The 22,166-nt window shown below is 71.7% G+C and carries 19 protein-coding genes; 12 read left to right on the forward strand and 7 right to left on the reverse strand.

Annotation, left to right across the window (positions count from 1 at the left end; all coding sequences use genetic code 11):
- Positions 1–20: 20 nt before the first annotated feature.
- Genes C1N80_RS02250 through C1N80_RS02260 form a run of 3 tightly spaced genes read right to left on the reverse strand, consistent with a single transcriptional unit; the run spans position 21 to position 3,576 of the window.
- Positions 21–947 carry a carbohydrate ABC transporter permease gene (locus C1N80_RS02250; RefSeq protein ID WP_137771610.1) on the reverse strand — a complete coding sequence of 309 codons (927 nt, stop codon included), beginning with the start codon at positions 945–947 and terminating at the stop codon, positions 21–23.
- An 8-nt stretch (positions 948–955) separates the two neighbouring features.
- On the reverse strand, positions 956–1,900 hold the full coding sequence (locus C1N80_RS02255) for a sugar ABC transporter permease (RefSeq protein WP_137769291.1): 945 nt from the start codon (positions 1,898–1,900) through the stop codon (positions 956–958).
- Entirely contained in the window at positions 1,897–3,576 is a 1,680-nt protein-coding gene (locus C1N80_RS02260; RefSeq protein WP_137769292.1) for an extracellular solute-binding protein, read from the reverse strand. Before C1N80_RS02260 ends, C1N80_RS02255 begins: the two co-directional genes overlap by 4 nt.
- A 378-nt stretch (positions 3,577–3,954) precedes the next feature.
- Here C1N80_RS02260 and C1N80_RS02265 point away from each other — a divergent pair, with 378 nt between their 5' ends.
- Positions 3,955–4,629, forward strand: a complete 675-nt coding sequence (locus tag C1N80_RS02265) for a hypothetical protein (RefSeq protein WP_137769293.1) — start codon at positions 3,955–3,957, stop codon at positions 4,627–4,629.
- 3 nt (positions 4,630–4,632) lie between these two features.
- Here the strand turns inward: C1N80_RS02265 and C1N80_RS02270 are convergent, their stop codons facing one another.
- On the reverse strand, positions 4,633–6,960 hold the full coding sequence (locus C1N80_RS02270; RefSeq protein WP_137769294.1) for a beta-glucosidase: 2,328 nt from the start codon (positions 6,958–6,960) through the stop codon (positions 4,633–4,635).
- Between the two features lie 152 nt (positions 6,961–7,112).
- Positions 7,113–8,156: a LacI family DNA-binding transcriptional regulator gene (locus tag C1N80_RS02275; protein ID WP_137769295.1), complete on the reverse strand. Its 1,044-nt coding sequence runs from the start codon at positions 8,154–8,156 to the stop codon at positions 7,113–7,115.
- Between the two features lie 291 nt (positions 8,157–8,447).
- Here C1N80_RS02275 and C1N80_RS02280 point away from each other — a divergent pair, with 291 nt between their 5' ends.
- The 11 genes from C1N80_RS02280 (at position 8,448) to C1N80_RS02330 (ending at position 20,008) form a co-directional block, all read left to right on the forward strand.
- Positions 8,448–9,770, forward strand: a complete 1,323-nt coding sequence (locus C1N80_RS02280) for an extracellular solute-binding protein (RefSeq protein ID WP_137769296.1) — start codon at positions 8,448–8,450, stop codon at positions 9,768–9,770.
- A gap of 1 nt (position 9,771) precedes the next feature.
- The gene (locus C1N80_RS02285; protein ID WP_137769297.1) at positions 9,772–10,674 is read left to right on the forward strand and encodes a carbohydrate ABC transporter permease; all 903 of its coding nucleotides are present in this window, start codon (positions 9,772–9,774) and stop codon (positions 10,672–10,674) included.
- A gap of 1 nt (position 10,675) precedes the next feature.
- The gene (locus tag C1N80_RS02290; RefSeq protein WP_137769298.1) at positions 10,676–11,488 is read left to right on the forward strand and encodes a carbohydrate ABC transporter permease; all 813 of its coding nucleotides are present in this window, start codon (positions 10,676–10,678) and stop codon (positions 11,486–11,488) included.
- Between the two features lie 402 nt (positions 11,489–11,890).
- The gene (locus C1N80_RS02295; RefSeq protein ID WP_240811276.1) at positions 11,891–13,045 is read left to right on the forward strand and encodes a Gfo/Idh/MocA family oxidoreductase; all 1,155 of its coding nucleotides are present in this window, start codon (positions 11,891–11,893) and stop codon (positions 13,043–13,045) included.
- Positions 13,042–13,770: a ThuA domain-containing protein gene (locus C1N80_RS02300; protein ID WP_137769300.1), complete on the forward strand. Its 729-nt coding sequence runs from the start codon at positions 13,042–13,044 to the stop codon at positions 13,768–13,770. The genes C1N80_RS02295 and C1N80_RS02300 overlap by 4 nt, the downstream gene beginning before the upstream one ends.
- The gene (locus C1N80_RS02305) at positions 13,767–14,858 is read left to right on the forward strand and encodes a Gfo/Idh/MocA family protein (RefSeq protein ID WP_137769301.1); all 1,092 of its coding nucleotides are present in this window, start codon (positions 13,767–13,769) and stop codon (positions 14,856–14,858) included. The genes C1N80_RS02300 and C1N80_RS02305 overlap by 4 nt, the downstream gene beginning before the upstream one ends.
- 46 nt (positions 14,859–14,904) lie before the next feature.
- Entirely contained in the window at positions 14,905–15,993 is a 1,089-nt protein-coding gene (locus tag C1N80_RS02310) for a Gfo/Idh/MocA family protein (protein ID WP_137769302.1), read from the forward strand.
- A 126-nt stretch (positions 15,994–16,119) separates the two neighbouring features.
- Positions 16,120–16,563 carry a MarR family winged helix-turn-helix transcriptional regulator gene (locus C1N80_RS02315; RefSeq protein ID WP_240811201.1) on the forward strand — a complete coding sequence of 148 codons (444 nt, stop codon included), beginning with the start codon at positions 16,120–16,122 and terminating at the stop codon, positions 16,561–16,563.
- Between the two features lie 43 nt (positions 16,564–16,606).
- Positions 16,607–17,902: an MFS transporter gene (locus tag C1N80_RS02320; protein WP_137769303.1), complete on the forward strand. Its 1,296-nt coding sequence runs from the start codon at positions 16,607–16,609 to the stop codon at positions 17,900–17,902.
- A 165-nt stretch (positions 17,903–18,067) separates the two neighbouring features.
- Positions 18,068–18,745 carry a PadR family transcriptional regulator gene (locus C1N80_RS02325; RefSeq protein WP_168197995.1) on the forward strand — a complete coding sequence of 226 codons (678 nt, stop codon included), beginning with the start codon at positions 18,068–18,070 and terminating at the stop codon, positions 18,743–18,745.
- Positions 18,746–19,036: 291 nt separating this feature from the next.
- The gene (locus C1N80_RS02330; protein ID WP_137769305.1) at positions 19,037–20,008 is read left to right on the forward strand and encodes a YafY family protein; all 972 of its coding nucleotides are present in this window, start codon (positions 19,037–19,039) and stop codon (positions 20,006–20,008) included.
- Here C1N80_RS02330 and C1N80_RS02335 read toward each other — a convergent pair.
- Positions 19,982–20,761, reverse strand: a complete 780-nt coding sequence (locus C1N80_RS02335; RefSeq protein WP_137769306.1) for a sulfite exporter TauE/SafE family protein — start codon at positions 20,759–20,761, stop codon at positions 19,982–19,984. The two genes, C1N80_RS02330 and C1N80_RS02335, sit on opposite strands and share 27 nt — an antisense overlap.
- 93 nt (positions 20,762–20,854) lie before the next feature.
- Positions 20,855–22,150: an acyltransferase family protein gene (locus tag C1N80_RS02340; protein ID WP_137769307.1), complete on the reverse strand. Its 1,296-nt coding sequence runs from the start codon at positions 22,148–22,150 to the stop codon at positions 20,855–20,857.
- Positions 22,151–22,166: the final 16 nt, after the last annotated feature.

The following is a 22,166-nucleotide window of genomic DNA, read 5'->3' on the forward strand; positions in this document are numbered from 1 at the left end:
GGTGCCGCGTGGTGGGCCGCTCAGCCCTTGACCGAGCCGAGCATGACGCCCGAGACGAAGTACCGCTGCACGAAGGGGTACACGCACAGGATCGGGACGAGGATGAGGATCATCGTCACGGACTGGATGTTGGCGTTGATGTCCGCGACCGCGGAGCCGGAGGCCGCGGCCCCCTCGGAGGCCGCCGTGGAGGCGCCCGCGATGAGGTTCCTCAGGTACAGCGTCACGGGGAAGAGGTCCGTCCGGTCGAGGTACAGGAACGCGGCGAACCAGTCGTTCCAGTACTGCACCGAGTAGAAGAGCACCATCGTCGCGATGACGGCCTTCGACAGCGGCAGCACGATCCGGAAGAAGATCCCGAACCAGCCGAGGCCGTCGATGTGCGCGGCCTCCTCGAGCTCGGTGGGCAGGTTCTCGAAGAACGCCTTCATGACGAGCAGGTTGAACACCGAGAGCGCCGGCGGCAGGATCACCGCCCACATCGTGTTCTTCATGCCGAGCGAGGAGATGAGCACGTAGTTCGGCACGATGCCGCCGTTGAAGAACATCGTGAACACCGCGATGCCGATCAGCAGGCCGCGCCCCCGCAGGTGCTTCTTGGAGAGCACGTAGGCGTAGGTCGTGGTCAGCACCATCGCGATCGAGGTGCCGATCAGCGTGTACAGCACGGTGTTGCCGTAGCTGCGCCAGAACGTGTCGTTGTTCGCGACCGCCCGGTACGTGTCCAGGTTCGGGTCCACGGGCAGGAGGTTCACCTTGCCCGCGCTGATCGCGCCCGCCGAGCTGAAGGACTGCGCCAGCAGCATGACGAACGGATAGAGCATCACCGCGCACAGCAGGAGGAGCGCGGTCGTGTTGACCACGGTGAAGATCCGGTAGGACCGGGAGTCCCGGATCCGGGTCGTCGTGCTGCGCGGGCTCGTCGTGGGCGCCGCCTCGGGCGCCATCGCCTCGATCACCACAGGCTCGTCCCCACCAATCGTCTCGAGATGAAGTTCGCGGCCATGACCATGACGAAGCCGATGACCGCCTGGAACAGGCCGATGGCCGCCGCGTAGCTGAGGTTGTTGGACACCAGGCCCACCCGGTACAGGTAGGTGGAGATGACGTCCGCGGTCGAGTAGGTCATGGGGTTGTAGAGCAGCAGGACCTTCTCGAACCCGACGTTGAGGAAGGAACCGATGTTGAGGATCAGCAGCGTCACCATCGTCGGCCGGATGCCCGGCAGGGTCACGTGCCAGGTCTGCTGCCAGCGGTTCGCGCCGTCGATCCGTGCGGCCTCGTAGAGGGCGTCGTCGACGGCGGTGAGGGCCGCGAGGTAGAGGATCGTCCCCCAGCCCACCGTCTGCCACGCCTCGGAGACCACGTAGATCACGCGGAACCACTCGGGTCGCTGCAGGAAGGTGATCGGGTCCCCGCCGAGGGCCTCGACGATCTGGTTCGCAGTGCCCTGCAGCGAGAGCAGCTGGTAGACCATGCCGACCACGATGACGACGGAGAGGAAGTGCGGCAGGTAGCTGATCGACTGCACGATCTTCTTGAAGTGCCGGCGCCGCACCTCGTTGAGCATGAGCGCCAGGATGATCGGCAGCGGGAAGCAGACCAGGAGGGTGGTCCCGCCGATGATCGCGGTGTTCGCGAAGACCTTCCAGAAGGCGGGGTCCTGGATGAACATGCCGACGTAGCGCATGCCGACCCACTCGTCGCCGAAGATGCTGCCGCCGGGACGGAAGCGTCGGAAGGCGATGACGTTCCCGGCCATGGGCAGGTAGCGGAAGATCAGCAGGAACAGCAGCGGGAGCGCCGCCATCACGTAGAGCGGCCAGTCGCGTCGCAGCGCCCGCCTCCACGCGCCGCTGCGCCGTCGGGGCGCCGCGGTGCGCGGCTCGGCGACGGTCATCCGTTCGCCTCGACGAATCGGGCCCGCGCGCCGTTGAGCAGCTCCATGTACTGCGGGAGCCCCGCGGCCTCGAGCTCGGCGACGTAGGCGTCCCACTCGTCCATCGGCCGCTCCCCCATGATGAAGCGGAGCGTCGCGGTGTCCACGGCGTCCTTGATCGGGGTGGCGAGCAGGGAGGCTTGCTCGAGCTCGGCCTCGTCGAGCGGCGCGGGCGGGAACGGATCGCGCGGGGTGCGCGTGGTGAGCACGTCGTCGACGTACTGGACGAACTCGGGGGTGCTGTAGGACTCCTTGAGGGCCCGGGACTCGGTGGACTCCGCGGGGAAGGTCGAGTAGCCGAGGTCGATCTTGATGTCCTCGCCGGCATCCTTGTTCATGCCGAAGTCGTTCAGCGAGTAGCCCTCCTCGAGCGTGATCGTGCCGTCGCCGGACTTGGAGTAGGTGGTGCCCTCCTCGCCCCAGCGCAGCATCTCGCGCGCCTGGGGGCTGTAGTAGAGCCAGTCCACGAACTGCAGCGTCGCGAGGAAGTTCTCCGACTCGGTGACCGCGGAGCTGAGCATGAACCCGTGCCAGAAGTTGCGGGGCTCGACGTGGTCGCCGGCCGGGCCGCCGGGCGGCGGGACGAGGGTGATCTCGAAGTTGCCCTTGCCGACGGTCTCCTCGAGCGCCTGGGCGAACTCGATCGCGGTGCCGGAGGAGCCGGAGGCGGCGAAGCAGGTCTCGGCGGCGAACTTCTCGCTCACGCTCGCCGCGCCGCTGCCGTCGTTCGAGGCGGTGAAGGACTCCTTGTCGAGCAGGCCGTCGGCGACGAGGCCGCGGAAGAAGTCGACGAGCTGGCGGTACTGCTCGGTGGTCGCGGCGTAGACGAGGTCGTCCCCGTCACCGTCGATCGCCCCGTCGCCGAAGCCCCACCCGGCCTTCGTGCCGAAGGCGTGGGCGGCGTAGTTGAGCATCGACTGCCCCTCGAAGCCGTCCGCGAGCGGGACGGCGTCGGGGTGCTTCTCCTTGATGAGCACGAGCGCCTCGCGCACCTCTTCCCAGGTCTGCGGCACGGAGCCGGCGACCTCCTCGAAGACGTCCTTGCGCAGCACGAGGCTGAACACGGGGACCGAGACCTCCTGGAGGCCGGGGGTCATGTAGTACTTGCCGTCCGCCTGGCGGAGGTTCTCGACCATCTCCGCGAGGTCCCACTCCTTCACGTACTTCTGGAAGTTCGGCATCCTGTCCACGTAGTCGCTCATCGGCACCACGGCGCCGGAGGAGACGAAGGCGGCCTCCTCGCCGGTGTAGACGAGCGGGATCAGGGTCGGTGCGTCGCCCGCGCTGATCAGCAGGCTGCGCTTCTCGATCGCGTCGCTGAAGGGGATGTGGGTGAGGGTCAGCTCGACGTTCGTGAGCTCCTTGATGTGCTCGAAGATCCGCCAGGTCTTCTCGACGGGGACGTCGGGCCAGTCGGTCCAGAGCATGCTGATCTGGATCGGCTCGGTGGCCGTGAACTGCATGTCCGCGGCGTACTCGTCCATGGCGCCCACGTTCTGCGTGCTCACGTCGACCTTCTCCTCGGAGCCGGAGCCGGTGCCGCAGGAGGCGAGGGTCAGCGCGCCGAGGCCGGCCGCCGTGAGGCCGACGAAGCCTCGCCGGGTGGGACCGAGGGGGAAGGGATGTGCCGTTGCCATGGTGTCTCCTCGTCGAGAGCGGAGCCGCACGGGATGTGACGGCCGATGGTGGTCCACTGCCGCGAAGTGCCCCGATGCCGACGACCCGCTGCTCTGCGGGAGCATCGCGCTTTGATGCTTTCGAGAAGTTTCGCGCTGCCGTCACGCTAGTGCGCCCCTGCCGCGTGGTCAAGACCTCACACTCCTCGACCTGCATCGATCCTCGGCGCGCTCGACAGGCCCGCGACCAGCGAGGATCGCGACCCGACATGCCATGAAGGCGCGGAACGTCCCGTCCGACAATGTCACGATCCCGCAACATTGCGACCGTCACGGTCGAAACTTTTCGCCCCCGGGTGCCAGACTGTCGCCGCCAGCAGGCCCGACCCAGGAGCAGCGATGACGCATCCGGACGCATCCCCCAGCCCGCGGCGGCCGCTCGCCGCCGTCACCGTGATCACGGAGGGCGTCTACCGGGCGCTCGTCATCGAGGTGCTCCTGGTCCTCGCCGCGGTGCCGGCGCTCCTCGCCTCGTCGCTGCTGCCCGCCGGCCCGCTCGGCACGACCCTGCTCGTCCTCGCCGCGCTGCCGCTGCTGCCCGCGCACGCCGCGGCCCTCCACGCCTGGAGTCGGCGCAGCACCGGCGGGGACCTCGCCCCTGCCGCCGATCTCCTGCGGGGCCTCCGCCTGAGCACGGCGGACAGCCTCCGCCTCGGCCTCCCCGCCCTGGTCCTGCTCGCAGCGCTCACGACCGTCGCCTCCACCGCGACGTCCGTGCAGCGCGGGGTGCTCCTCGCGGCGGCGGGCGTCCTCGCCCTGCTGCTCGCTCGCGGCCTGACGATCCTCGCGCGGTTCCGCTTCCGCACGGTCGACGTGCTGCGCCTCGCGGTGCACACCCTGCTCGCACGGCCGCTCGCGACCCTCGCCCTGCTCTCGCTCGGGATCCTCACGGCCGGCTCGGCGGTGCTCGTGGGCGCCTTCGTGCCGCTCCTGTGCGGGAGCCTGCTCCTGCTCGCGCTCTCCCGCTCCGAGGCGCCCGTCGTGGCGCTGATCGAGGAGCGCTTCGTCGCCTGAGCCTCAGGCCCCCGCCGGCACGACCCGCTCCACGCCCACGGGCGTGACGAGCTCGCGGGGACCATCACCCACCTCGCGCACGGGGCCGACGATGCGGAAGGAGCCCTCGAGGGTCGCGTCCTCGCTCGAGGCGCCCACGCGCACGCGCAGCTCCCCGGGCTCGACGATCCGCCGATAGCCCTCGTCGAGGAAGGAGGTGCAGTCCGCGTGGAGCGTGAAGGTCACGCGGGCGCTCTCGCCGGCGGCGAGGCCGATCTTCGTGAAGCCGACGAGCCGCTTGAGCGGGCGCACCACGCTCGCGACGGGGTCGGAGAGGTAGAGCTGGACGACCTCGCGGCCCTCGCGGTCCCCCGTGTTGGTGACCGTCGCGGAGATCTCGACGGCGCCGTCGGCCGCGATCTCCTCGGCGGAGAGCGTGAGGTCGGAGTAGGCGAAGCGGGTGTAGCCGAGGCCGAAGCCGAAGGGGTACAGCGGCTGCGGGTCGATGTTGGAGATCCCCTCGCTGACCCAGGCGAGCACGGGGGCGAGGTAGGTGCCGGGCTGGCCGCCCATGCCGCGGGGGATCCCGAGGGGGAGGCGACCGGAGGGGTTCACGCGCCCGGAGAGCACGCCGGCGATCGCACCGCCGCCCTCCTCGCCGGGCATGAAGGCCTGCACGATCGCGGCGCAGCGGTCGGCGTACTCGCCGAGCGCGTAGGGGCGTCCGGTGACGAGCACGAGGACGACGGAGGTGCCGGTCGCGAGGACCGCCTCGACGAGCGCGTGCTGCGACCCGGGCAGGCGGAGGTCCGCGACGTCGCAGCCCTCGCCGGAGGTGCCGGCGCCGAAGAGGCCGGCGAGATCACCGACGGCGAGCACGGCGACGTCGGCCGCCTCCGCCGCGGCGACGGCGGCCGGGATGCCGCTCGTGTCCTCGTCGTTGATCGCGACGCCGGGCAGGGCGGTGACCTGGGCGCCCGGGAGCTCGGCGGCGAGGGCCTCGGCGAGGGTGGGCACGGGGACGGAGGTGCCGTGGTCCTCGAGCCGGGAGAGGACGTGGTTGGTGAAGCTGTAGCAGCCCAGGAAGCTGCGCGCCTCGAGTCCGGTGGGGCCGAGCAGGGCGATCCGGGCGCCGGGGGCGAGCGGGAGCGCGCCCTCGTTGCGCAGCAGCACGACCGACTCCTCGGCCATGCGGCGGGCGAGGGCCCGGCTCTGCGGCGGGTCGAGGTCGATCGCCTCGCCGGCGGTGGTCGGGTCGTGGCCCGGGTCCAGGAGGCCGAGCGCGATCTTCTGGCGCAGCACGCGCCGCACGGCGGTGTCGAGCACTTCCTGCTCGAGCTCGCCCGCGGCGATCGCGTCGAGCAGTTCGGGGAAGGTGCTGGTCTCCGGCAGCTCGACGTCCATGCCGGCGCGGAGCGTCGCGACGGCGGCGTCACGGGTGGTCCCGGCGACCCGGTGCATGGACTGCAGGAAGTTCACGGCCCAGTAGTCGGAGACGACGGTCCCCTCGAAGCCCCAGGTGTCGCGGAGCAGCTCGGTGAGCAGCCAGCGGCTCGCGGCGGGCGCGATGCCGTCGAGGTCCGCGTAGGAGTTCATGACGGCGCCCGCGCCGCCGAGGCGCACGGCCATCTCGAAGGGGACGAGGTCGATCTCGTGCAGCTCACGGCGGCCGATCGAGACGGGGGCGTGGTTGCGGCCGGCGCGGGAGGCGGCGTGGCCGGCGAAGTGCTTGAGGGTCGCGACGACGCCCTCGCCCTGGAGGCCGCGCACGTAGGCGGTCGCGAGCATGCCGGCGAGGTAGGGGTCCTCGCCGAGGGTCTCCTCGATGCGGCCCCAGCGGTAGTCGCGGACGACGTCGAGCACCGGGGAGAGGCCCATGTGGGTGCCGAGGGTGCGCATGTCGGCGCCGATGCGCGCGGCCATCTCGCCGATCAGCTCGGGGTCGAAGCTCGCGCCCCAGGCGATCGCGGCGGGGTAGGTGGTCGCGCCGTGGGCCATGAGCCCGGTGAGGCACTCCTCGTGGGCGATCGCGGGGATGCCCTGGCGGGATCCGGCGATGACGACGGCCTGGAGTGCGCGGAGCTGCTCGACCCCGGCCCGCGCGTCGAGCGGGGCGCTGCCGAGGGCGCGGGTGAGGTGGCCGAGCCCGTGCTGTGCGGCGGCCTCGAAGGGGTCGCGGCCCTCGTCGAAGGTGGACTGCATCGGCGCGAAACCCTCGGCGTCCCCCATCTCGGGGCGCTTCCAGTAGCTGCCGAGCTGGGCGATCTTCTCCTCCGGCGTGAGGTCCGCGAGCAGCGCCTCCGCGCGCTCGGCGGTGCTCAGCGAGGGGTCCCTCCAGGGGGCAGCGATCACGGGGTGCTCCTTCGCACGGATCTGAACCAGCAGAAAGGTTTCTCTCTACTTTCGATGCGATTCACCCTAGGGCCGCCGCTACCCGTCGTCAACATCTCACGACCTGCACCAGCACGATGTCACGATACAGAGCCGCCCCGAAACCTTTCGGCCTATCGTGGCGCCGGACCCGTCGACTCGCGCGCCACGAGCTGCGTCTCGAGCTTGAAGGGGTGCGAGAACACGCCCGGATCCGCGGCGAGGGCGAGCAGCCGCTCCACGGCGACCTGCCCCATGGCGAACAGCGGCTGGCGCACGGCGGTGAGCTGCGGGCTCGTCCACCCGGTGATCATCGTGTCGTCGAAGCCGACGACGCTCAGCCCCTCGGGCACGCCGATCCCGCGCGCGCGGGCCTCGCGCAGCGCGCCGACGGCGAGGGCGTCCGAGGCCCCGAAGACCGCGGTGGGCGGTTCCGCGAGATCCAGCAGCGTCGCCGTGCCGCGCCGCCCGTCGGCCTCGCGGAACGGACTGTGGATGACGAGCCCCTCGTCGACCGGCAGCCCCGCCTTCGCGAGCGCGCTCACGTAGCCCTCGAGCCGCTGCTGGGCGGGGACCGAGTCGCGGGGCCCGGCGAGCATGCCGATCCGGCGGTGCCCGAGCTCCAGCAGGTGGTGCACGGCGGAGGCGCCGCCCTCCCAGTTCGTCGAGGTCACGGAGACGACGCCCGGCGCGAGCTCCCCCTCGACGATCGGGTCGACCGCGACGAGCGGGAGCGAGAGGCTCCGGCTCCAGCGCGCGTGCTGCGGCGCGATCGGGGTGACGAGGGCGACGAGACCGGCGGCGCCGCGCGCGGCGACCTCGGTCATCCAGGCCCGGTCGAGCCCCTCCCCCTCGGAGCTGCTGAGCAGCAGCTCGACGCCCGCCCGCCGCGTGGCATGGGTGATGCCGGCGAGCACGCCCATCACGTAGGGGCTGTCCACGGACTGCAGGTGCACGGCGACCGAGCGCGGCGCCTCCGGTGCGGCCCGGCGGCGCGGCGTGTAGCCGAGCTCCTGCGCGGCCTCGGCGACCGCCTCGCGCGTCGCGGCGCTCACCGCGGCGCGCCCGTTCATGACCTTCGAGGCGGTCGCGAGGGACACCCCCGCGCGCCGCGCGACCTCCTCGAGCCGCACGCGCCTCCGCGGTGCCGGCTCCGTCCCTGCGGTGCGCTGTCCCATCACCCCTCCGTCCGTGGTCCTGCCCGAAGCATACGAGAGAAAGTTTCTCTCGGGGCCACCAGGCCCGCCAGACTCCGCCGCCGAACGCCACGGGAAAGCGCTAGCCCACCGGGCGGCCTCGGCGGCGTCCACCCCATCCCCGCATCACCCCAGGCCACAACCGTATCGATACACGGACCACGCGGTTGACGGCACTGCGGATCGTTGGTAATTTTCCCTTACTTACCGCTGTTCCCCCGCGTGCACCGCCACGCTCGACCACCCGTCAACGATGACATCCAGGAGCAGGTCATGAGAAACTTTTCCTTCACCCGACGTTCCCTCCTCGGCGGCACCGCCGGCGCCGCCGCCCTGACCCTCGCGGCGTGCGGCACCTCCGGCCCCGGCGGCTCCGCGGGCGGCGGCGACTCCGCCTCGATCTGGCAGCTCTCCGGCCAGCCGAACGAGACGATCTACCAGGACTCGATCGACGCCTTCAACGAGCTCGGCAAGGGCAGCCTCGAGGTCACGTTCTTCCAGAACGACGCCTACAAGCAGAAGATCCGCACGGCCATCGGCGCGGGCGAGGCGCCCACGATCATCTACGGCTGGGGCGGCGGCGGCCTGCGCACCTACGCCCAGGAGGAGCAGGTCGACGACCTCACCCCCTGGCTCGAGGAGAACGCCGACTTCCAGAAGCGCTTCATCGACTCCGTGTGGGGCGCCGCGACCGTCGACGACAAGATCTATGCGCTCCCCATCGGCGCGACGCAGCCGATCATCATGTTCCACAACAAGACGGTGCTCGAGTCGATCGGCGCGGAGGCGCCGGAGACTTGGGACGCCCTGCTCGACGTGATCGACAAGGCGAACACGAAGGGCGTCGCCCCGATCTCGCTCGCCGGCCAGTCCCGCTGGACCTCGATGATGTGGCTCGAGTACCTCCTGGACCGCATCGGCGGCCCCGAGGTCTTCGCGCGCATCGCCGCCGGCGAGAAGGACGCCTGGCTCGACCCGGCCGTCATCGAGATGGGGAACAAGGTCACCGAGCTGCTCGAGGTCAAGGCCTTCGCCGAGGGCTTCGAGTCCATGGCCGCGGACTCCAACACCGACCAGGCGCTGCTGTGGTCGGACAAGGCCGCGCTCATGCTCCACGGCGGCTGGACCTTCGGCGGCATGAAGTCCGGCGGCGGCAGCTTCGTCCAGGACGGCCGTCTCGGCTTCGGCCCCTTCCCCACGATCGACGGCGGCAAGGGCGAGCTCGCGAACCTCGTGGGCAACCCCTGCAACTACGTCTCGCTCTCCGCGGTCGCCTCCGAGGAGGAGAAGACCGTCGCGAAGGCCTACTTCCTCGAGGGGATGATGACGGACGACGTCGCCGCCGACTTCGTGGCCTCCGGCTCCGCCCCCGTCGTCACCGGGCAGGAGGACGCCCTCGCCGCGAGCGACGACGCCGAGTACCTGCAGTGGGTCTACACCTCGCTGCAGGATGCCCCCTCCTTCACGCAGTCCTGGGACCAGGCGCTGCAGCCCACCGCGGCGGAGCAGCTGCTGGTCAACACCGAGCAGCTGTTCCTCGGCAAGGCCACGCCGGAGCAGTTCGCCGAGGCGATGAACGCGACCCTGGAGGGCTGAGGTGACGACGACCCCCGCCGCCCCGCACCGCGAGCGCCTGCAGCTCTCGCACCTGCTCTTCGCCGCCCCGGCGCTGCTCTTCTTCCTCATCTTCGCGATCCTGCCGCTGCTCGGCGTCGTCGCCCTGTCCTTCACCTCGTGGAACGGGATCGGCGCGATCGAGTTCACGGGCCTGACGAGCTGGACCGAGGCGCTCTCCCGCGAGACCACCTGGCGCGGGCTGCTGCTGGTGCTGCTCATGATCGTCGCGACCTGGGTCCTGCAGACCCCGCTCAGCATCCTGCTGGGGACCTTCCTGGCGGGGCAGCAGCGGTACCGCGGCGTGCTCGCGGTGCTCTACTTCCTGCCGCTGCTGCTTTCCTCCTCGGCGATCGCGATCACCTTCAAGTCCCTCATGGACCCGAACTTCGGGCTCGCGAGCGGGCTGGGCCTTCCCTTCCTCAAGCAGAACTGGCTGGGCGACTCGACCCTCGTGTGGATCGTGCTGCTCGTGATCATCGCGTGGCAGTTCATCCCCTTCCACACGCTCATCTACCAGGGCGCCGTGCGGCAGATCCCGCAGAGCATGTACGAGGCGGCGCAGATCGACGGCGCGGGCCGCGTGCGCCAGTTCTTCTCGATCACGCTGCCGCAGCTGAAGTACACGCTCATCACGAGCTCGACGCTCATGGTCGTGGGCGCCCTGACCTACTTCGACATCATCTTCGTGCTCACCCAGGGCGGTCCCGGCGTCTCCACCCGGATCCTGCCGCTGGACATGTACCTCACGGGCTTCCGCGGGAACGAGATGGGCGTCGCGAGCGCCCTCGCGGTGATCCTCGTGGTGCTCGGCCTGGGGCTCGCCCTCGGGGTGCAGCGGCTCGGCGGCAAGGACGCCTCCGCGAGCCAGACGGAAGGAGCCTGACATGAAGCGCAACTGGATCGGCGGCACCTTCGGGTGGCTGTGGCTGCTGGCCGTGCTCCTGCCCCTCTACTTCGTGGCGATCACGAGCCTGAAGTCGATCAGCACGTACTTCGGCTCGAACCCGGTGCTGCCCTCCCCGCAGCTCGCGTTCGAGAACTTCACCGCCGTGCTCGAGGCGGACTTCACGACCTACCTGCTCAACAGCGTGCTCGTCGCGCTCGGGACCGTGGTGCCGCTCGTGCTCATGGCCTTCATGGCCTCGTACGCGACGGTGCGCAGCCGGCACCGGCTGTTCCGCCCGGTGCGGAGCCTGTTCCTGCTGGGCCTCGCGATCCCCGTGCAGGCCACGATCGTGCCGATCTACCTGCTGATCATCCGCATGCACATGTACGACTCGCTCGCGGCGCTCATGCTGCCGGGCATCGCGTTCGGCCTGCCGCTGAGCATCCTCATCATCTCCAACGCCCTGCGGGACGTACCCGGGGAGCTGTTCGAGGCGATGGACATCGACGGCTGCACCGAGTGGCAGAAGATGTGGCGCCTGGCCTTCCCGATCGTGCGCCCCGCGCTCGTCACGGTCGCCGTCTACCAGGCGCTCATGTCGTGGAACGGCTTCCTGTTCCCGCTGATCCTCACGCAGAGCCCGGACATGCGCACGCTGCCGCTCGCGCTGTGGAGCTTCCAGGGCGAGTACGCGACGAACGTCCCGGTCGTCATGGCCGCGGTGGTGCTCTCCTCGATCCCGATCGTGCTGCTCTACATCGTGGGCCGGCGCTATCTGGTGAGCGGCATGACCGCCGGGTCCGGCAAGTGATCGGCGGGGTCAACGGTCACCCGGCCGACGGTCGAGGTGGTCACGAAGGGGTCACGGCCGGTGACCGGCGGGTCACCGTCGGCCGGCCGACGGTGAGGGTGGTGGCGAGCGACGGAACCCCTCCGTCCCTGCGTCACCGGCCTCGTCGGCGGTCTCCTCGGCGGCATCCTCTGACCTCATCCCCACCCGGGGGACGGGGGGATCCGCGACGACGGCTCCCCCCGTCTTTCTGTTCCCTGACCTGCGCGACCATGATAAGTTCGAGATGTTAACCAGTGGTCGGCGCCCCGCGCGGCCGCACTCCCCTCACCGCCACCGTCCGCTCACCGAGGAGCCGTGACCCCTGCCGTGACCACTCAGACACCCCGCCCGCTGCGCGTCGGCCTCATCGGCCACGGCTTCATGGGCGCCGCCCACTCCCACGCCTGGCGCACCGCGCACCGCTTCTTCGACCTCCCGCTCACGCCGGAGCTGCGCACCCTCGCCGGCCGCAACCTCGAGACCCTCGCCGCGGCCGCCGAGCGCTACGGCTTCGCCGGCACCACGACCCGCTGGCAGGACGTGGTCGAGGACCCGGAGATCGACGTCGTCGACATCTGCACCCCCGGTGACACGCACCGCGAGATCACCCTCGCGGCGCTGGCCGCCGGCAAGCACGTGCTGTGCGAGAAGCCGCTCGCGAACTCCGTCGCCGAGGCGGAGGAGATGGCCGCCGCGGCCCGCGAGGCCGCGGCCCGCGGGATCCGCTCGATCTGCGGCTTCAGCTACCGCCGCACCCCGGCCCTCGCCTACGCCCGCCGGCTCGTCGAGGAGGGCTTCGTGGGCGAGATCCGGCAGGTCCGCGCGCAGTACCTGCAGGACTGGCTCGCGGACGCCGACGCCCCCATGACCTGGCGCCTGGACAGGGAGAAGGCCGGCTCCGGCGCGCTCGGCGACATCGGCGCGCACGTCGTCGACCTCGTCCAGTGGATCACCGGCACCGACATCGAGGCCGTCTCCGGCACCCTCGCCACCGTCGTCCCCACGCGGCCCGCGGCCGGGGACATGCAGGGCCTCGGCGGCAAGGGCGACGTCTCCGGCGAGCGCCAGCAGGTCACGGTCGACGACACCGCGCTGTTCTCCGCGCGCCTCGCCGGCGGCGTGCTCGGCTCCTTCGAGGCGACCCGCATGGCGCAGGGCCGCAAGAACGCGATGCGCGTCGAGATCAACGGGTCCTCGGGCTCCGTCGCCTTCGACTTCGAGCGCATGAACGAGCTCGAGATCTACGACGCGACCGCCCCCGCGGGCCGCCAGGGCTTCACCCGGGTGCTCACCACGGAGCCCGAGCACCCCTACGCCGCGGCCTGGTGGCCCACCGGTCACGGCCTGGGCTACGAGCACACCTTCACCCACGAGGTCGTGGACCTCGTGCGCGCGATCGGCGAGGGCACGGACCCCTCCCCCACCTTCGACGAGGCCCTGCACGTCCAGCGCGTGCTCGCCGCCGTCGAGGCCAGCCATGACGACGGCTCCCGCTGGACCGCCGTCACCCCCACCGAGCAGGAGCAGGACCGATGACCACCACCCCCACCCGCGAGGCCCTCGTCGTGCGCGGCGGCTGGGACGGGCACCAGCCCGTCGAGGCGACGGACCTCTTCATCCCCTTCCTCGAGGAGCACGGCTTCCACGTGCGGATCGAGGAGTCCCCCGCGGTCTACGCGGACGCCGCGTACATGGCGACCGTGGACCTCGTGGTCCAGTGCATGACCATGTCCACGATTGAGCGTCCCCAGTTCGAGGGGCTGCGCGCCGCCGTCGAGGCGGGCACCGGCCTCGCCGGCTGGCACGGCGGCATCGCGGACTCCTACCGCAACGAGTCGGACTACCTCACGCTCATCGGCGGCCAGTTCGGCTGCCACCCGGGCAAGCACCCGGACGAGCGCCGGGGCGAGCAGGCGGACAACTACGTCCCCTACACGGTGACCATGCTCCCCGAGGCCGCCGATCACCCCATCACCCAGGGCATCTCCGACTTCGACCTCGTCACCGAGCAGTACTGGGTGCTCGCGGACTCCTACATCGACGTGCTCGCGACGACCACGCAGAAGGTGCGCGAGTGGGACCCGTGGCACCGCGAGGTGACCTCCCCCGCGATCTGGACGCGGCAGTGGGGCGAGGGCCGCATCTTCGTCTCGACGCCCGGCCACCGGGTCGAGGTGCTCGAGGACCCGAACGTCCGCACGATCATCGAGCGGGGCCTGCTCTGGGCCGCCCGCACCACCGAGAAGGAGACCACCCGATGAAGGTCGGCATGATCGGCTGCGGGAACATCTCCGCGCAGTACCTCGCCACGTTCCCCTCCCTGCCCGACGTCGAGCTCGTCGCCGTCGCGGACATCGACCTCGAGCGGGCCCGCACGGTCGCCGCCGCCCACGAGGGCGTGCGCGCCCTGAGCGTGGACGAGCTGCTCGCCGACCCGGAGGTCGAGACGGTCCTGAACCTCACGATCCCCGCCGCCCATGCGGAGATCGACCGGCGCGCGATCGCGGCCGGCAAGAACGTCTACTCGGAGAAGCCCTTCGCGGTCGCCACGGCCGACGGCGCCGCCGTGCTCGAGGCCGCCGCGGTGGCCGGCGTGCTCACGGGCTCCGCCCCGGACACGGTGCTCGGCACGGGCACGCAGACGGCGCGCGCCGCGATCGACGAGGGCCTCATCGGCACCCCCATCGCGGCGACCGCGACGATGCTGACCCCGGGCCACGAGCGCTGGCACCCGGCGCCGGACTTCTACTACGTGCCCGGCGGCGGCCCGCTGCTGGACATGGGCCCGTACTACATCCATGCCCTCGTGACCCTCCTGGGCCCGGTCGCCTCGGTGATCGGGGCGAGCAGCCGCACCCGCTCCGAGCGCACGATCGGCTCCGGCCCCCGTGCCGGGGAGTCGATCCCCGTCACCATGGACACGCACGTCACCGGGGTGCTCGTGCACGAGTCCGGGGCGCTGTCCACGCTCGTCATGAGCTTCGACGCGGTCGCGACGACGATCCACCCGATCGAGGTGCACGGCAGCGAGGGCACGCTCGCGGTGCCGGACCCCAACCGCTTCGACGGGGACGTCGAGCTGCACCGCCTGGGCGGCGAGGGCTGGGAGACGCTGCCCGTCAGCGCCGGCTACCCGGAGGCATCCCGCGGCATAGGCCTGCAGGACATGGCCGAGCGCGGCGCGGGGCTGCGGGCCTCCGGTGCGCTCGGGCAGCACGTGCTCGAGGTGATGAACGGGGTGCTCGAGGCGGCCGCGTCGGGCTCCCGCGTCGAGATCGTGAGCACCGTGGAGCGCCCGGCGGCGGTGCCGCTGGCAACCCGCGGCACCCCTGCCCCGGCCTCTTCCTGAGCCCACAGACTGTCCCTGCCCCCCATCTCGACCGAAAGGACTGTCGATGCCTGCCTCCGAAGGCGCCAACTACGCCCCCGCCGCGATGCCGAAGCCGGTCGTGGAGCCCGGGGAGTTCGTGTTCGCCGCGATGCACCTGGACCACGGCCACATCGGCGGCATGACGCAGGGCCTGATCGGCGCCGGCGGCACGCTGAAGTGGGTGTACGACCCACAGCCGGAGCGCCTCGCGGCCTTCGCCGAGCAGTTCCCGGGCGTGAGGGTCGCCCGCAGCGAGGAGGAGGTCCTCGAGGATCCCGCGGTGCGCCTGGTCGCGGCCGCGGCGGTCCCCGGTGACCGCGCCGCGCTCGGCATCCGCGTCATGGAGGCCGGCAAGGACTACTTCACGGACAAGACGCCGCTGATCAGCCTCGAGCAGCTCGCCGAGGCGAAGGCGGCCGTGGAGCGCACGGGCCGCAAGTACGCCGTGTACTACTCCGAGCGGATCCACGTGGAGTCCGCGGTGCTCGCCACGCAGCTGATCCAGCAGGGCGCCCTCGGCGAGGTCGTGCAGGTGCAGGGCATGGGCCCGCACCGCCTGGGCGATCCGGCGAGCCGCCCCGACTGGTTCTACGAGCGGGCGCGCTACGGCGGCATCCTCACGGACATCGGCTCGCACAACTTCGAGCAGATGCTCACCTTCACCGGGTCCGACGACGCCGAGGTGCTCTCGAGCGCGATCGGCAACTTCGCGCATCCCGAGCACCCCGAGCTCGACGACTTCGGCGAGGCGCACATCGCGCTCTCCTCCGGCGCCTCGGGCGCGGTGCGGGTGGACTGGTTCACGCCGGACGGCCTGCGCACCTGGGGCGACGGCCGCACCTTCGTGGTGGGCACCGAGGGCTACCTCGAGCTGCGCAAGTACATCGACGTGACGACGGACAACGGCCCGGACCAGGTCATCCTCGTGAACGGCGAGGGCGAGCAGCGGATCGAGGCGCACGGGAAGGTGGGCTACCCCTTCTTCGGGGAGCTCGTGCTCGACGTGCTGAACGGGACGGAGAAGGCCATGACCCAGGCGCACGCCTTCAAGGCGGTCGAGCTCGCGCTCATCGCCCAGCGCGACGCCCGGGTGCTGCGGGCCGCCGGCCAGTGACCCCCTGACCCGACCGACCCGAGCCCCGTCCTCCCCCACGGAGGGCGGGGCTCGGTCGTGTGCGGTCGGCGATAGTTCGTGATCCGAACTTGTTTTGATTCGCATTGCGAACTATCGTGGCTGCTCGTGAGCCCCTCCACCCCGATCCCCCGCGACGACCTCCCCCAGCAGCTGACGCTCCTGTGCAGCCAGTTCGCCCGGATGGCCGCCCGCTCGGCGAAGGTGGGCGTCTCCTCCGTCTCCTGGCGCGTGCTCGCGACGATCCAGCGCCGCGGCCCGCTGCGGCTCAGCGAGATCGCCGAGCGCGAGAACGTCTCGCGCTCCACCGCGACCGCCGTGATCCAGCGGCTCGAGGACGAGGGGTTCGTGGACCGCGCGACGGACCCCACCGACTCCCGCTCCTGGCTGGTGAGCCTCACCGCGGCCGGGGACGAGCAGCTCGCCGTCTGGCGCGGCCAGATGGCCGAGCACGTCGGCCCGCTCCTGGACGCGCTCCCCGAGGCCGACCTCGACGCCCTCTCCCGCGCCGCCGGCGTGCTCGCCGCCCTCGTGGAGACGCACGACTCCTGACCCCCTCCTCCCACCACCCGCACCGCGAAAGAAGACCCCCTGCATGAGTGCGACCACCGCCGCCCCCGCGGCATCCACCACGAGCACCGCGCCGACCCTGCGCGACGCCTTCCACCAGCCCCGCGCGGTCTGGGCGATCGCCTTCGCCGCGACCGTCTCCTTCATGGGGATCGGCCTCGTCGACCCGATCCTCCCCGCCATCAGCGCCCAGCTCGACGCGACGCCCTCGCAGGCGATGCTGCTGTTCACGAGTTACCTGTTCATCACCGCGATCGCCATGTTCTTCACGAGCTGGTTCGCCTCCCGGGTCGGCGTGCGGACCACGCTGCTGATCGGGCTCGCCCTCGTCGTCGTCTTCGCGGCCCTCGCCTCGACCTCCGGCTCGGTCAACGAGATCATCGGCCTGCGCGCCGGCTGGGGCCTCGGCAACGCCCTGTTCATCTCCACCGCGCTCGCGGCGATCGTCGGCGCGACCGCGGGACCCTCGGGCGGCGCGATCATCCTCTACGAGACCGCCCTCGGGATCGGCATGGCGCTCGGCCCCCTGCTGGGCGGTCTGCTCGGCTCGATCTCCTGGCGCGCCCCGTTCATCGGCACCGCCGTGCTCATGGCGATCGGCCTCGTCGCGATCCTCGTGCTGCTGCGCCGTGAGCCGCGGCCGTCGCACGTCTCCCCGCTCGCCGCGCTGCGCGCCCTGCGCCACCCCGCGCTGCGCACCCTCGCCCTGACGGCGGTGTTCTACAACTTCGCCTTCTTCACCCTGCTCGCCTACTCGCCCTTCCCGCTCGAGGCCGCGGCGGCCGCGCGGGGCACGGAGTTCGGGGCCATGGGGATCGGCGGCGTGTTCTTCGGCTGGGGCGTGTGCCTCGCGATCACCTCGGTGTTCGTCGCGCCGGTGCTGACCCGGAGGATCGGTCTCATCCCGACCCTGCTGACCACCCTCGCGCTGCTCGCGGTGCTCATGGTGGGCCTGTTCTTCCTGCACACCTCGATGACCGGGATCGTCGTGCTCATCATCGTGGGCGGGCTGCTGCTGGGCATCATGAACACCGCCCTCACCGAGACGGTCATGGAGGCGACCGACCTGCCGCGCGGCGTCGCGAGCTCCGCGTACTCGGGTGTGCGCTTCCTGGGCGGTGCGATCGCGCCGGCCGTGGCCGGTCCGCTCGCCGCCGCGACCTCCGCCGGCATGCCCTACCTGCTGGCCGCACTGACCCTCGTGCTCTCGATCGCGATGCTCGTCATCGGTCGACGTCACCTCGCTGCGGTGGGCCACGAGCCCCTGCACCTCGAGGCCGAGGAGGAGGCCGAGGCGATCGCCGTGGGCGACGGCGCCTGAGCCCCACACATTTCCCGACGGGACGGCCGTCGCGCCCCGGCGCGGCGACCGTCCCGTCGTCGTGACCCACGGAGCCCTTGACTCTCTCCTCGTGAACGATATATCGTGATGCTGTCGCGACACACACGGTGTGCGGCACCCCGGACCCGACAGAGGAGTTCCCCCATGCGACAGCATCATCACGATCATCACCACCACCATTCCCCCGACGACCTCCGCGAGGGCTTCCGCGGCGAGCGCCGCTACCGACCCGAGGACGGCGACCCGCGCGGTCGTCGCGGCGGCGGGCCCGGCCGCGAGGGTCGCGGGGAGTTCGGCCCCGGCGAGGGCTTCGACCCCCGTGGCCCGCGCGGTCCCCACGGCCGCGGCCGGCGCCCCCGCGGCGACGTCCGCACCGCCGTCCTGCTGCTCCTCGCCGAGGAGCCGATGCACGGCTACCAGCTGATGCAGACCATCTCCGATCGCACCAGCGGCCGGTGGACCCCGAGCCCCGGCGCGATCTACCCGACCCTCTCCCAGCTCGAGGACGAGGGGCTGGTCGAGACCGCGAAGGAGTCCGGCCGCAAGCTCGCGAGCCTCACCGAGGCGGGCGCCGCGCACGTCGCGGAGCAGCGCGAGGGCTGGAGCGACCCCTTCGCCTCGCCCGACGGCGATGCCGACCAGCAGATCCCCGACGTTCGCATGGCGCTGCACGACCTCGCGGGCGCCGTCCGCGAGGCGGGCCGCTCCGCGGACGCCGTGCAGCTGACCCGCGTGGCCGCGCTGCTCGCGACCGCCAAGCGGGACGTGTACGGGATCCTCGCCGCTCCCGGTTCGCAGCAGGACCCGGACGCCGAGGCATGAGTCGTCGGCCCCTCGCAGAACACCGCGCCCGCATCCCCTCCCCGGGGGTGCGGGCGCGGCGCATGTGAGGGCTCGGGCGCGGTGGATGTGCGCGTCGGCGTCCCCGCCACGTTGGTTCGCGCTGCGGTCGGCGAGGATGCCGACGATCACGTGCCCGAGCCGCCAGGCGATCGTGGTGACGGGGGCGGGGCCCGGCTCGGGCGAGGGTCCGCACCGCGGGTCTCGGTGGTCGTGCCGTCGTCGACGCCTCGGAGGACAGTTCCTGTCCGCAGAGCGGGGCACACTGTCCCCATGAGCGAGGTGACGCGGCGTGCCCTGCGGCTGCTGGCGCTGCTGCAGTCCCGGACGGTGTGGACCGGGCCCGAGCTCGCCGACGAGCTCGCGGTCACCGTGCGCACCGTGCGGCGGGACGTGGACCGGCTGCGCGAGCTGGGCTATCCCGTGCTGACCTCCGCGGGGCACGGCGGCGGCTACCAGCTGGGTGCGGGCCAGGCGCTGCCGCCGCTGCTGCTGGGGCCGGACGAGGCGGTCGCCGTGGCGGTGGGGCTGCGGCTCACGGCGAGCTCCGGGATCGACGGCCTCGACGAGGACGCCCTGCGCGCCCTCACCTCGCTGGACCGGATCCTTCCGCCGCAGGTCCGCTCCCAGATCTCGGCGCTCACCGCCGCCATGCAGGTCCTCACGGGACCCAGCCCGTCGGCCCGACCGGAGGTGCTCATGACCCTCGCCGGCGCGGTGCGCGACGGGGTGCGGGTGCGCGTGGACCACGAGCGGGCGGACGGCTACCGCGCCGAGCGCCGCCTCGAGCCGTACCGGATCCTCTCCTTCGAGCGCCGCTGGTACCTCTTCGCGTGGGACCTCGAGCGGGAGGACTGGCGCACCTTCCGGCTGGACCGGATGCACGCCGTGCACGCCTCCACGCTGACCTTCGCGCGACGCGAGACCCCGGACATCGAGGCGACCGTGCGCGGCGCCGTCACCCACGGCCCGTACCCGACGGGCGCCGTCGTCCGGATCCTCTGCCCGCTCGCCCAAGTCGCCGAGCGGATCCCCGGCCGGACCGCGACCCTCGAGGCCGACGGGCCGGACGCCTGCATCCTCCGCGCCGGGGCCGACGACATGCAGTGGGTCGCCATGCGCCTCGCCGTGCTCGGGGAGCCGATCGAGGTCATCGACCCGCCCGAGCTGCTCGACGTCATCCGCGGGATCGGGGACTGGGCGAGCGCCGTCGGCCGGTCAGAGGATCAGCAGGGCGAGCGCTGAGACGACCGTCAGGACCAGGACGACCGACTCGAAGGCCTTCTGCGGGATGCGCCGCGCGATCCGGGTGCCAAGGAAGGCGCCGATCAGCACGACCGGCACCAGCATCAGGTCCATGACGAGCGTCGAGGAGGAGAGCAGGCCGAGGCTCGCGGAGAACGGCAGCTTGAGGATGTTGACGACCGCGAAGAACCAGGCGGAGGTGCCGAGGAAGGTCAGCACCGGCATCCGCATCGCGTAGAAGTACATCGACATGACCGGGCCGCCCGCGTTCGCGACCATCGTCGTGAACCCGCCGAGCAGGCCGTAGCCGGCACGGGCCGCGGTGACGCCGGCGCCGACGTGCTCCTCCCCCTCGGGCCGCTCGGGGGCGGGGCGGCGGCGTCGGATCACCGTCACCGCGACGAGGGCCAGCAGGATCACGCCGATGGTCGTGCGGACCACGTCCCCGCCGGCCAGCCAGAAGAAGATCGTGCCGACCACGAGGCCCACGAGCACGCTCGGGATGAGCCGCAGCAGCGTGCGGACGTCCGGCTCGCGGCGGTAGGCGTACAGCGCCGTCCAGTCGCCGACGATCAGCAGGAGCAGCAGCGCCGCCGTCGACTCCTTCGCAGGCAGGGCCAGGGCGAACAGCCCCACGGCGATCGTGCCGCCGCCGGGCAGCGCGGTCTTGGACAGCCCGACGACGAGCGCGCCGAGGACCACGAGGAGCCACGAGGCGACAGACAGGGCGGGGAGCAGGGAGACGAGGTCCATCGGGGGACGGGATCCTTGGTCGAGCAGGGCGACGCCGGGCGGGCGCGGGGACGACCGATCCTCTCACCGGGCGGGGGTCGCGTGCAGGACGGGTCAGCTCCGGCGCAGCCGCACCACGCCGAGCAGCACCATCCCCGCGACGGGCAGCAGCGGCCAGGCGGTCACGCCGCCCTCCCCCACGACTCCCACCGAGGCGACGACGCCGAGGCCCGCGGTGACGGTGACGGCGGCGAGGACGGGACGCCACGGGGCCGGAGCGGGGCGGGGATCCTCCCGGGGGTCCTCGAAGCGACCCATGACCAGCACCACGAGTCCGGTGAGGACGAGCAGCGCCGCGGCCCACAGCGGTCTCGTCGCCCACCAGGCGCCGCTCGCCGGCTCGGGCAGCAGCACCCTCGCGTCGAGGGCGAGCAGCAGCTGGGCGAGGGCGACCATGGCGGTGAGATGCCACAGGAACCAGGTCATGATCCGACGGTTGACGAGCACGGTGACGAACCACAGGCGCGGCCGGCGCAGCAGCGCCTCGAGGGGCTTCTCGAGGCTCAGCACGAGTCCGGCCTGCAGCATCCCGAGGAATGCCATGGTCACGCGGGTGGGGCTCGAGTTGGAGAGGTCGTCGGCCGCGGACGTGATCATCGAGACGGGGTACGGCCCCGCGAGCACGAGCAGCAGCAGCCCCGCGAGCCCGATGGCCGCGAGCAGGAGCCGCCGTCGGAGGCCGTCGAGCCGACCGTCGAGCCAGGCGTAGCCGAACTGGTGGAACGCCGCCCACACCAGCAGGTAGTTCGGGAAGCCGAGCAGAGGCTGGTCGGCGGCGATGCTGATCGCGTCGACCGCCCCGGCAAGCGCGATGCCGCCGACGATCGACCACCAGCCCCACCGCTCCCACAGCAGCAGGCACGGCGGCGCGACGAGGATGACCATGACGTACGCGGCGAGGAACCAGGTGGGGATCAGCGCCATCTGCGAGGCGAGCTGCACGACTGCATATGGCGCATCGGCGGCGACCGCCACGATCCCGATCACCTGCCATGCGAGGAGCAGCGGGATCAGCGGGATCCCGAGCCGGCGCAAGCGCGTGCGCAGCCACTGACCGTAGCCGACGCCCTTCCGGCGGGCCGATCGCCAGGACAGGGCGTTGGAGTAGCCGCCTACCAGGAAGAAGATAGGCATCACCTGGAACACCCAGGTCAGCGGGTGGGTCCAGGTCGCGATGTCGAGCACGCCGTGGGGAAGGATGCCGCCGTCGGCATCCACCGCGATGATCGTCCAGTGCCCGAGCACCACCACGGTGATCGCGGCGGCCCGCAGCAGGTCCACGACCCGGTTGCGGCTCGCCGGGGTCGCGGCGTCGACCTGCTCGGCACGGCTCGGTCGCGGGGTCGTCATCGGCCGAGCGTAGCCG

This window comes from Brachybacterium sp. SGAir0954, assembly GCF_005490785.1.
In the GTDB taxonomy this organism is placed as follows: Bacteria; Actinomycetota; Actinomycetes; order Actinomycetales; family Dermabacteraceae; genus Brachybacterium; species Brachybacterium rhamnosum.